Consider the following 10,844-nt stretch of genomic DNA (forward strand, 5'->3'; position numbering starts at 1 on the left):
CATATGCGCGGAGTGTTTCGATCACCGTTAGATGCGAGACGGGAACGGGGATTCTCCGGCCGAGGGGTCGTCGTCGAGCGACGCCGCCGCGACCGGTATCCTCCGGGCGTTCGTCGGGGCGGTCCCGACGCCGACGCTCGTCTGTGACCCGGAGACGCTGGCGATCCGCGCCGCGAACGCTCCCGCGGTCGACCTGCTCGACCACGACCGCGGCACGCTGACGCTGATGGGCCTCCCCGACCTGGGCGAGACAGCGGTCACCGTCTCGGGGGAGTCCGTCGCCGCCGTCGCCGCGGCGGCCGTCGACCCTCCCGCGTCGGACGGCGCTGACGACCGAGTCGAGCGGTTCGAGTGGGACCTCCGGCTCGGCGACCCGGGGCTGCGGGTCGACGCGGCGCTCCACGCGGCGACCATCGCCGGCGACGAGTGGCTCGTCGTCGGGCTCTCGGACGCCACCGACCGGGTCGCCGCCGAGAGCGAGCGCGACGGCGAGCGCCGGATCGTCGACGCGCTCGCCGAGACCGTCCCGCTCGCGCTGTTCCGCTGTACCGAGGAGGGGACGCTCTCGCGGTGGAACGACCGGCTGGCGGCCGACTCCGGCTACGACCCCGCGTCGCTCTCGGGGCGGGCGCTCACTTCGCTGTTCGACGAGGAGACGCGCGGCCGCGTGAGCGAGTCGCTCTCGCGGGTGTACCGGGCGGGCGAGACCGTCTCCTGCGAGGTGCGGCTGCTCACCCGCTCCGGCGAGCGCGTCCCCTACCGGCTCTCGGTCGGTCCCGTCACCGACGGCGACCGAGTCGTCGGCGCCGTCGGCGTCGGCGAGGACCTCACGGAGGCGTCGCTCCGGGAGGAGCGGCTCGCGGTGCTGACCCGCGTGCTGCGGCACAACTTCCGGAACGACCTCAACGTCGTCACCGGGTTCACCGGTCAGGCGATCGAGGCCGTCGACGACCCAGAGCTCACGGGGCAGCTCGAACGGGTCGTCGACACCGCCGAGCGGCTGCTGCGCCTCGGCGAGACCTCGCGCAAGGTTGAGCGGCTGCTCTCCCAGCGCCCCTCGCCGCGGCCGGTCGCGCTCTCTGCCGCGGTCGAGGCGGCGCTCGAATCGCTCCCGGCGGACCTCCGCGAGCGCGCCGCCGTCGAGGTGGACGTCCCCGAGGGGATCGTCGTCTCCGCGGTCGCATTCCTCCCCGAGGCGATCACCGAACTCGTCGACAACGCGGTCCGCCACAACGACGCCGCCGACCCGCGGGTGCGGATCTCGGCGGCGGAGCTGCCGAGCGAGTCGTGGGTCTCGCTCGTCGTCGCGGACGACGGCCCGGGGATCCCGCCGGTGGAGCGCGCCGTCCTCACCGGCGAGGAGACGCCGCTCGACCACGCGAGCGGGCTCGGGCTCTGGTACGTGAACTGGATCGTCACCGCGGGCGGCGGGAGCCTCGACATCGTCGAGAGCAAGGCCGGCGGCAGCCGGATCGAGCTGTCGTTGCGCGTCGCGGAGGAGCCGCGTTCGGGAGACGCGGACGCGTTCGACCTCGACGCCTTCGGGGACGACGCGTAGGTCTCGGGCGCCTCCCGCTCACTCGACCAGCCGCAGCTCGTCGCCGACCGCCACCGACTCGGCCGCTCCCGCCGGCAGTTCGACGACGGTGTCGGCGCGGCCGCGACCCAGCCCGACGAACGGCGCGAGCCGCTTCTTCTCCGTCACCTCGCCGTCCGCGAGCCACACCGCGTCGATCGCGAACGGCACGAACAGCATGTGGAGCCACTGCGTGTCGGCCTCGTCGAAGGGGAAGACCAGGCCGTAGTCGTCCGGGATCGAACGCCGGAACATCAGGCCTCGGGCCTGTTCGAGCGTCGAGCGCGCGACGTCGACGTCGCTCGCGAGGACGGTCTCTCCCCCCGACCCGGAACGGTGAACGAGTCGCACGGCCGCCACATCGCCCCGGGCGGATAAATAGCCTCTCGTTGCGGGGCCGGGCTCAGCCGGCTCCGTCGCGGGCCGATCGCGCCGGCCTCAGCTCGCGCCGCCGTACGTCTCTTCGAGGTACTCGACGATGTCGTCGCTCTCGGACATCCCCTCGATCCCGTGGTCCTCGTCGACGAGGACCGGGACGCCGGTCTGTCCGGAGACCTCCTCGACCTCCGTCCGGTCACCGTGCGACCGCGGCACCATCACCGACTCGTACTCCAAGCCGAGCTCCGACAGCTTCGTCTTCACCTTCGCGCAGTACGGACAGCCCTCAAGTTCGTAGAGCGTTAGGTTTGCCATCGCCCGACCGTACGGCCCGGGCCCGTAAAGAGGTGCGGCCGCGGATGCGTCCGGCGCGCACGGCCGGCCCGTCCCGGTCGCGGACTCGGGCCTGTGGGACGCTACGGTGCGGGTGGAAAAACGGGGAAAACTCGGAGCGCGTGAGGGGTAGTCGTCGAGCGATCGCGGTCGGCGCGGGCGTCCGAGGCTCCGAAGTGCCTCGGCTACGTCGGCGTCGTCAGGCGGTGCCTGACGGGCAGTGGGAATTCGTCTCCGACGGGCGTCACATCGCGCCGCCCATGCCGCCCATGCCGCCCATGCCGCCGCCGGGGGCGCCGCCCTCGTCGTCGCCGCCCGACGTCGAGAGGTCGCCCGCCGAGATGATGTCGTCGATTTTCAGGACCAGGTTCGCCGCCTCGGCCGCGGAGGCGATCGCCTGCTCCTTCGCGTGGGCCGTCTCGACGACGCCCGCGTCGGCCGTGTCGACGACCTCGCCGGCGAACACGTCGAGCCCGGCGTTCCGGTCGCCCGCCTCGTGGGCCGCGCGCAGGTCGACCAGCAGGTCGATCGCGTCGAGGCCCGCGTTCTCGGCGAGCACGCGGGGGATCAGTTCGAGGGAGTCGGCGAACGCCTCGACGGCGAGCTGCTCGCGCCCCTCGACGGAGTCGGCGTAGTCGCGCAGGCGGCGCGCGATCTCGACCTCGACCGCGCCGCCGCCGGGCAGGGTGCGCCCGTCGGAGACGGTCGTCGAGACGACGTCGAGCGCGTCCTGGATGCCGCGTTCGAGCTCGTCGACGACGTGGTCGGTGGTGCCGTACAGGAGGAGCGTGACGCCGTGGGCGTCCTCGCCCTCGACGTAGAACAGCTCCTCGTCGTCGTCGCGCTCGACGGAGCCGACCGCGAGGTCGCCGGCGGTGAGCGAGTCGAGGTCCGTGACGATCGGCGCGCCGAGGACGTTCTTCAGGAACGTCAGGTCGGACTTCTTCGTGCGGCGGACCGCCAGCACGCCCTCCTTCGCGAGGTAGTGCTGCGCGAGGTCGTCGATGCCCTTCTGACAGAAGACCACGTCGGCGCCGGAGTCGACGATCTGGTCGACCTTCTCGCGGAGCTGCTGTTCCTCTTGGTCGAGGAACTTCTGGAGCTGGTCCGGTGAGTCGACGTTGACCGAGGTGTCGACGTCCGCCTCCTCGACCTCGATCGGGTCGTTGAGGAGGAGGACGTCGGCCGCGTCGAAGTCGGTCGGCATGTCCTCGTGGACGGGGTCCTTGTCGATCGCCGCGCCGGAGAGGAGGCGGGACTCGCCCGCCGCGCGGCCGGTGCGCGTCTCGATGTTGAGGTTGGCCAGGTCGACCACGTGGGAGCCGTCGTCGGCCTCGACGGTGACGCCCTGTACCGCGCGGACGACGAGGTCGGCGAGCACGTCCTTGTCGAGCTCGGCGCCCTTGCCCGTCATGGAGGTCTCGGCGACGTTACGCAGGGTCTCCGTGTCGTCGGGGTCGACGGCGGTCGCGACCTCGTCGACCTGCTCGCGGGCGTACTCGCTCGCGAGGTTGAAGCCCTTGATCACCGCCGTCGGGTGGATGTCCTGTTCGAGGAGGTCCTGCGCGTTCTTCAGCAGCTCGCCCGCGATGGCGACCGCGCTGGTCGTCCCGTCGCCGGCCTCGTCCTCCTGGGTCTCGGCGACCTCGACGACCATCTCGGCGGTCGGGTTGTCGATGTCCATCTCCTGGAGGATGGTGACGCCGTCGTTCGTGATGGTGACGTCCCCCATCGAGTTGACGAGCATCTTGTCCATCCCCTTCGGTCCGAGCGTCGAGCGGACCGACTCGGCGACGCCGCGCGCCGCGGAGATGTTGTACTCCTGAGCGTCCTTGTCCTGGACGCGCTGGGCGTCCTCGCCCATGATGATCATCGGCTGGCCCTGCTGCATTCGCTGACTCATACAGCGTTTGATTGATTGTGATTCTATATAAATCCCTCGTTGAGGGGCTATCGCCCGCAGCCCGTCTGCGACGGAACGACTCGCTCGAAAACACCGGACTCCGACACCTCGGGCCGAAATTCATGCGGAGAGTTAGCATTGCCCTCTGTCGGCGCGAGAGCGCCGATTCGGCGGCATTTATATACTCGCGTTCCCCGGGACCGTTATCCCGGTATCCCGCCGGCCAGGAGCGCGGCGTCGACGAGCAACAGGACGGCCAGCCCCGCGCTCGCGAGCAGGTAGGGGCGGGCGACGGAGGCCAGCCGGGCGGACCCCGGGACGCCGCCGACCCCGGCGAGGGCGTCGACCGGGAACCCCTCGGCCATGTACCGGCCCCACCCGAGGTCGGGGTCGACCTCGCGGCGCATCCGGAGGACGCCCAGTTCGACGAGCCCGTTCATCGCGCCCCACAGCGACAGCATCGCGAGGACGGCCCACCCCCGGCCGGTCGTCGCGAGGGTCCCGAGCGGCGTGTACAACCGCCAGATCATGTACGCGCCGGTGACCGGGAGGACGACGCCGGTCCACCGCGTGACCATGAGGAGCCGGTGGGCGGCGTCGACGAACGCGGCGCGGCCGAGCGTCCCGTCGGTCGCCCGCGGCAGGGTCGCGTAGACGACGTACAGCGTCGCGCCGGTCCACAGCGCGCCGGAGACCACGTGGAAGACGAAGGCGGTCGTGAGCAGCACACCGTGCCGTCCGGCCGACGCCGGCATAAATTCCGGCCCGCGGTGCCGCGCTTCGGGACCGCGGCGTCACGGGAGCGTCAGCGTCCCCTCGTACCGGTGCGTGCCGTCGACAGTCTCGCGGTACTCGTACGCGGGCGGGGGCTCGATCCCCCACTCGTGGAGCCGCTCGTCGACCCCGTCGACGTAGGTGACGAGGAACGAATCCCGGTCACGGAGCGTCGGCGGCGTCCGGGTGTACTCCGTCTCGAACCGACACCGCGCGGTCCGCCCGTCGTCGTTGACCTCGATCCGGATCCGGAGGTCCGAGCGCAACCGCTCGCGGACCGGCGGCGGGTCGCCGCGGAGGTGCCCCTCGCCGAACGCGTCGATCGCGGCCAGCGCCTCGTTCGGGACGTGGTTCACGGCCGCGGATACGGGCCGGCGACACGAATCTCTGCCGCCCGCGCGCCGCCGGATCGGCGCGGCCGACGACGGTGACGGTCCGCCGTCGATTTCCGACCGCGGTGCGCGGACGAAAACGGACGTACACGCGCTCGGAAACAGGTTTAACCCGGTTGAGCCCCTGCTGATCGATACCCACTCGTTTATGAATGGACGCTCCGTCGTCGAGTCGATACGCTCGTTCAGATCCGAGGTCGATCCCGTGCCCTTCGCCGCCGGCGCGCTGGCAACGTTCGCGTTCCTCGCGTACACGGCGGCCGACACGGAAGGCGCCGCCGCCGCGATCGACGCGGCGTTCGTCACGTTCGGCCAGGGGCTCGCATGGCTCTACCTCGGCACGGTGCTCGCGCTGGTCGGGGCCGCCGGCTACCTCCTCGTCAGTCGCTACGGACGCGTCCGCCTCGGCGAGGGCGACCCCGAGTACGGGACGGCGTCGTACGTGGCGATGTTCTTCTCGGCCGGGCTGTCGGCCGGCATCGTCTTCTTCGGTCCCGTGGAGGCGCTGTTACACTACCAGACCGTCCCGCCGCTGTTCGCGGGCGAGGTGGCCGCGGAGTCGAGCGCGGCGGCGGTGCCCGCGGTCGCGTACACGGTCTTCCACTACGGCGTCAGCGCCTGGGGCGGGTACCTCGCGATCGGCATTCCGGTCGCGTACTTCGCCTACCGGCACGACGCTCCGTTCCGGGTGTCGACGGCGCTGTACCCCGTGCTCGGTCCCGACCGGCTCGACGGCGTCGTCGCCCGGACGGTCGACACGCTCGCGGTCATCGCCACCATCGGCGGCATCGCGACCGGACTCGGCTTCATCGCGACGCAGCTCCTGACGGGCGTCACGTTCCGCACCGGGATCGCCTTCGGCGACGCGGAGACCGTCGCGGTCATCGTCGGGATCACGGTCCTGTTCACCCTCTCGTTGGTGGCCGGCGTCAGCCGCGGCATCCGCCGCCTCTCCGTGTTCAACATCGCGATCATGACGCTGCTGCTCGGCGTCGCGCTCGTCGCCGGACCGACGACCGACGTGCTGAACGTCGGCGTCGCGGCGCTCGGCACCTACGCGACCTCCTTCTTCGAGATGAGCCTGTTCACCGGGAGCGGCGTCGAGGGAGGCGCGGGGTGGACGGCCGCGTGGACCGTCTTCTACTGGTCGTGGTGGATCGCGTGGGCGCCGTTCGTCGGGCTGTTCCTCGCGCGCATCTCCCGCGGCCGCACGATCCGGTCGGTCGTTGCCACCGCGTTCGGCACGATGACGGCGGTCTCGGCGCTGTGGTTCACCGTCGTCGGCGGGACCTCGATCCGGCTTCAGGAGTCCGGTGCGGTCGACGTCCTCGGCGCTGTCGGCGAGTTCGGCGACGGCGTCTCCGGCTACGTCATCTTCGGGGCGTTCCCCGGCGGCGAGCTGTGGCAGCTGCTGTTCCTCGTGTTGGTGACGACGTTCTTCCTCACCTCCGCCGACTCCTCCACGCTCGCGGTCGGGATGCTCACGACCGGCGGGAGCCGGGAGCCGTCGGGCGCGAACCGCGTGTTCTGGGGCGTCCTCCAGGGCGCTATTGCCTCGGTCCTCGTCGTCGTCGGCGGCGCGACCGCGCTCCGGTCGTCGGTGATCGTGACCGGCGCGCCGTTCGCGCTCGTCTGCCTCGTTGCCATGGGCGGGTTCGTCCGGTGGCTGTCGGCGTCCGAGGAGCCGCTGCCGGCCGACGACACCGACCGCGCGCCGAACCGCACCTCGGTCCCGCCCGCGACCGTCGCCGAGGACGACGACTGACCTCCGTCTTCGTCGCGACCATCCCACATCGTCGTCCCGACCATTTCCCCGCCTCGCCCCGCGGCGATCGAAATCGGCTTGCTGCGGACGCCCGCACGTCGAGTTATGTCGCTGGCAGCCGACACCCGCGAGGCCGTTCGATCGCGCCCGTTCGTCTTCGACGCGCTCCGCGCCGGACTCCTGAACCACAGCGCCGCGGCCGCGTGGCTCGCCGAGGCCGCCCCCCTCGACGGCGACCCGGACGCGGTCGCGGCCGCCCTCCGCCGCTTCCGTGAGGACCTGCCCGCGTACGCCGCGGAGTCGCGGGCGGTGACCGTCTCGATGCGCAGCGGCGTCGGGCTCTCGGCGGCCGACGACGCGACCGAGGGCGACGCCGGGGAGCCGCTCCTCCGCGTCGGCGACGCGGCGCTCGTCCCGGAGGGCGACCGCACGGCGATCGTCGCGACCGGCGACGTCGACGCCGGGGCGCTCGCGGCGGCGCTCCGCCGGCTGGCCGTCCGGGACGTCGACGTCGCGGCCGCCGGGGTCGCGGGAGACGCGCTCGTCTGCGTCGTCGGCCGGCGCGACGGGCCGGACGCGGTCCGCGTCGTCGAGGCGTCGCTCGACGCGGTGCCGACGACCGACTCGGCCTGACGGGCGGTCGACCGCCGCCGCGCTTCCGGTCGCACTCGAGTCGCGGCCTCGCCACGTTCTCGACGCCCCGCAGCCTCCGAAGTCCCTAAGAGCGGCGCGGCCCCAGTACGGGTATGCAGTCGCTCGTCATCGTCGCGCACGGCTCCCACCTCAACCCCGAGTCGAGCGCGCCGACGTACGACCACGCCGACACGATCCGCGCCACCGGTGCCTTCGACGAGGTCCGCACCGGGTTCTGGAAGGAGGAGCCGCACTTCCGAGAGGTGCTCCGCACCGTCGAGGGCGACGAGGTGTACGTCGTCCCGCTGTTCATCTCGGAGGGGTACTTCACCGAGCAGGTGATCCCCCGCGAGCTCCGCCTCGCCGGCTGGGACGTCTCGGAATGGGACTCCGACGGCCTCTCGGCGGACCAGGCGACGCTCGTCGCCGAGGACATCGACAGGGAGGTCCACTACTGCGGCCCGGTGGGGACCCACCGCGCGATGACCGACGTGATCGTCCGCCGCGCGGAGTCCGTGACGAACGACGCCGACGTGGGCGAGGGGTTCGGCCTCGCGGTCGTCGGCCACGGCACCGAGCGCAACGAGAACTCGGCGAAGGCGATCGAGTACCACGCCGACCGGATCGCGGAGCGCGACCGCTTCGACGAGGTGAAGGCGCTGTACATGGACGAGGACCCCGAGGTCGACGACCTCCCCGAGCACTTCGAGAGCGACGACGTGGTCCTGGTCCCCCTCTTCATCGCCGACGGCTACCACACCCAGGAGGACATCCCCGAGGACGTGGGCCTCTGCGAGGACCACACCGAGGGGTACGACGTGCCCGAGACGGTCGACGGCACCCGGATCTGGTACGCCGGCGCGGTCGGCACGGAGCCGCTCATGGCCGACGTGGTCTTGGAGCGCGCGGCCGACGCCGGCGCCGACCTCGGGAGCGCGCTCGACGACGTGCGCGAGACGACCCGCGTCGCCACGGGGGACTGACCGTGGCCGACTCCACCTCCGCGACCGACGGCGGCGAGGCGGGCGGCGACGACCCCGAGGTCCCCGAGATCGACCTCCCGAGCGACGCGTTCGACGCGGTCCTCGACGCGCTCGACGAGTTAGAGCCCGGCGAGCCCCTGCGGTTCGAGGGGTTCAGCGTCGCGCGCGGCACCGAGGGCACCGACGAGGAGCTGCCCGGCGGCTCGCCCGACGAGTACGTCCTCGCCGACGGGAGCCGGCCGACCGGGATGAGCGAGCGCGACCTCCACGAGGCGCTCGCCGAGCGCGCGCCCGCCGTCACCGACTGGTACGTCTTCGAGCGCGTCGTCGGCGAGTTCGGCCCCCGGCGGGCCTTCCTCCGCTGGATCGAGGACGCCGACGGCGAGACCGTCGCGACCCGGTACGCGGCGCTCGCGGCCGGGATCGAGCGCGCCTGGGGCGAACTGAAGATTACCGCGACGCTCACCGACCGCGGCGAGCGCCGCTACGACGTGCGTCACGCCGACGACGCGGGCGTCCCGGTCGACGAGCTCGACGCGTACGACGACCCGCTCGACGCGCGCGACCTGGTCACCTTCGACGAGAGGGGGCGGTACCGCCCCCTCAAGACGGCGCCGTCGCTCGCGGGCGGCTGGGTCTTCCCCGACCTCGGCCCCCGCGAGCTCTACGAGACGGTCGAGACGATATACCCCGCGACGGTCGCCAACTGGCACCGCGAGCGCGAGGGCGAACTCGACGTGAACCACTGGCGGGAGACGATGGAGCGCCAGTCGGGCATCTACGGCGTCGTGAAGACGTGGGACCGCGGCGAGGGGTACGAGCACGTCAACTGGGTCGCGGAGGCCTGTTGCGACGACTCGCAGTGCCTCAAGCGCCGCGAGTGGGAGTACGACGACGAGACGGACCTCGACGTCGACGGCGGCGACGGCGCCTTCCCCTGCCGCGAGCCCTGCTCCGTGGTGGTGTCGGCCGCGCGGAAGTGGACGCGGCTGGAGAGCGAGCAGCCGCGGACCTACGAGTTCGAGCTGACCCCGAGCGAGAAGGAGCAGGTCGAGGAGGTTATCGACGCCGTCGCGGACGGCCGGATCGACGAGATCCGCGAGGCGGACACGAAGGAGGGCGCGAACCGCTTCCGGACGCGGTTCCTCCGCGCGAAGCTGTTCGACGACGAGGGGAACCTCGGCGGCGTGCCGACCGACCCGGACGAGGAGTGACCTGCCCCGCGGCTCGAATCCGACCGGACGCACCCGAAACATCGCCGCGCCCCGCAGGCTTTTCTCACCGCCCCCGGTACGGTGGGGTGATGAACGCCGTCACCCTGGGCCCCGCCGGCACGTACTCGCACCGCGCCGCGCGCGCCGTCGCCGCCGAGGTGTCGTTCCGCGAATCGGTCACCGCCATCGTCGACGCCGTCGCCGACGGCGAGTTCGAGCGCGGCGTCGTCCCCATCGAGAACAGCATCGAGGGGTCGGTCACGGAGAGCCTCGACGCGCTCGCGGAGTACGACGTGTCGGTCACCCGCGAGGTCGTCACGCCGATCCGGCACGCCCTCCTCGCGCAGGACGACGCCTTCGAGGTCGTCGCGAGCCACTCGCAGGCGCTCGCGCAGTGCCGCAACTGGCTGGAGGCCGAGTACCCGGACGCCGGCCTCGAGGCGGTCGCCTCCACCGCCCGCGGCGTCGAGCGCGCCCGCGAGGACGCCCGCGTCGCCGGCATCGGCCACCCGGACAACGCCGGCGACGACCTCTCCATCCTCGCCGCGGACATCCAGGATCAGACCTCCAACGCGACCCGGTTCCTCGTCGTCGCGCCCGACTCCGCGCGCTCCGACGCCGGCGGCAAGACGACGCTGATCGTCTACCCGAACGCGAACTACCCGGGTCTCCTCCTCGAACTGCTGGAGTCGTTCGCGGACCGCAACCTCAACCTCTCCCGGATCGAGTCGCGCCCGAGCGGCGAGCGCCTCGGCGACTACCTGTTCCACTTCGACGTGGACGCCGGCCTCTACGAGGACCACATGGCGAAGGCGGTCGGGGACGTCGAGGCCATCGCCGACAAGGGCTGGGTCAAGGTGCTCGGCTCGTACGACACCGAACACGTGCTGGAC

At 71.9% G+C, this 10,844-nt stretch carries 11 protein-coding genes; 6 read left to right on the forward strand and 5 right to left on the reverse strand.

Annotation, left to right across the window (positions count from 1 at the left end; all coding sequences use genetic code 11):
• Positions 1-31: 31 nt before the first annotated feature.
• Positions 32-1,558: an ATP-binding protein gene (locus EXE48_RS04895; RefSeq protein WP_137710875.1), complete on the forward strand. Its 1,527-nt coding sequence runs from the start codon at positions 32-34 to the stop codon at positions 1,556-1,558.
• Positions 1,559-1,576: 18 nt separating this feature from the next.
• On the opposite strand, the gene EXE48_RS04900 is transcribed toward EXE48_RS04895, so the two are convergent.
• From EXE48_RS04900 to EXE48_RS04920, 5 genes are all read right to left on the reverse strand, one after another.
• Positions 1,577-1,936, reverse strand: a complete 360-nt coding sequence (locus tag EXE48_RS04900; RefSeq protein WP_053771867.1) for a DUF192 domain-containing protein — start codon at positions 1,934-1,936, stop codon at positions 1,577-1,579.
• A 78-nt stretch (positions 1,937-2,014) separates the two neighbouring features.
• Complete coding sequence (locus EXE48_RS04905; protein ID WP_137710876.1) at positions 2,015-2,269, reverse strand: glutathione S-transferase N-terminal domain-containing protein; 255 nt, start codon at positions 2,267-2,269, stop codon at positions 2,015-2,017.
• Positions 2,270-2,531: 262 nt separating this feature from the next.
• Complete coding sequence (gene thsB / locus EXE48_RS04910; RefSeq protein ID WP_137710894.1) at positions 2,532-4,178, reverse strand: thermosome subunit beta; 1,647 nt, start codon at positions 4,176-4,178, stop codon at positions 2,532-2,534.
• A 215-nt stretch (positions 4,179-4,393) separates the two neighbouring features.
• Entirely contained in the window at positions 4,394-4,918 is a 525-nt protein-coding gene (locus EXE48_RS04915) for a copper resistance protein CopD (protein WP_137710877.1), read from the reverse strand.
• A gap of 66 nt (positions 4,919-4,984) precedes the next feature.
• Complete coding sequence (locus EXE48_RS04920) at positions 4,985-5,320, reverse strand: hypothetical protein (RefSeq protein ID WP_053771864.1); 336 nt, start codon at positions 5,318-5,320, stop codon at positions 4,985-4,987.
• Positions 5,321-5,504: 184 nt separating this feature from the next.
• On the opposite strand from EXE48_RS04920, the gene EXE48_RS04925 reads away from it, so the two are divergent.
• The 5 genes from EXE48_RS04925 to pheA all read left to right on the forward strand — a co-directional run.
• Positions 5,505-7,121 (forward strand): BCCT family transporter, encoded by a 1,617-nt coding sequence (locus tag EXE48_RS04925; RefSeq protein ID WP_137710878.1) that lies wholly within the window; start codon positions 5,505-5,507, stop codon positions 7,119-7,121.
• Between the two features lie 105 nt (positions 7,122-7,226).
• Entirely contained in the window at positions 7,227-7,754 is a 528-nt protein-coding gene (locus EXE48_RS04930) for a DUF7523 family protein (protein WP_053771862.1), read from the forward strand.
• A 113-nt stretch (positions 7,755-7,867) separates the two neighbouring features.
• Complete coding sequence (locus EXE48_RS04935; RefSeq protein WP_053771861.1) at positions 7,868-8,737, forward strand: CbiX/SirB N-terminal domain-containing protein; 870 nt, start codon at positions 7,868-7,870, stop codon at positions 8,735-8,737.
• Positions 8,738-8,739: 2 nt separating this feature from the next.
• Entirely contained in the window at positions 8,740-9,951 is a 1,212-nt protein-coding gene (locus EXE48_RS04940) for a DR2241 family protein (RefSeq protein ID WP_137704697.1), read from the forward strand.
• Between the two features lie 89 nt (positions 9,952-10,040).
• On the forward strand, positions 10,041-10,844 hold an 804-nt coding region (gene pheA, locus EXE48_RS04945; RefSeq protein WP_137710879.1), incomplete at its 3' end, for a prephenate dehydratase.

The organism is Halorubrum sp. ASP1 (assembly GCF_005435135.1).
Taxonomy (GTDB): Archaea; Halobacteriota; Halobacteria; order Halobacteriales; family Haloferacaceae; genus Halorubrum; species Halorubrum tropicale.

Coding starts and splice junctions, on each gene's coding strand:
- EXE48_RS04925 (WP_137710878.1), top strand. CDS start 5,505: ATGAATGGACGCTCCGTCGTCGAGTCGATACGCTCGTTCAGATCCGAG.
- thsB (WP_137710894.1), bottom strand. CDS start 4,178: ATGCAGCAGGGCCAGCCGATGATCATCATGGGCGAGGACGCCCAGCGC.
- EXE48_RS04935 (WP_053771861.1), top strand. CDS start 7,868: ATGCAGTCGCTCGTCATCGTCGCGCACGGCTCCCACCTCAACCCCGAG.
- EXE48_RS04930 (WP_053771862.1), top strand. CDS start 7,227: ATGTCGCTGGCAGCCGACACCCGCGAGGCCGTTCGATCGCGCCCGTTC.
- EXE48_RS04895 (WP_137710875.1), top strand. CDS start 32: ATGCGAGACGGGAACGGGGATTCTCCGGCCGAGGGGTCGTCGTCGAGC.
- EXE48_RS04905 (WP_137710876.1), bottom strand. CDS start 2,269: ATGGCAAACCTAACGCTCTACGAACTTGAGGGCTGTCCGTACTGCGCG.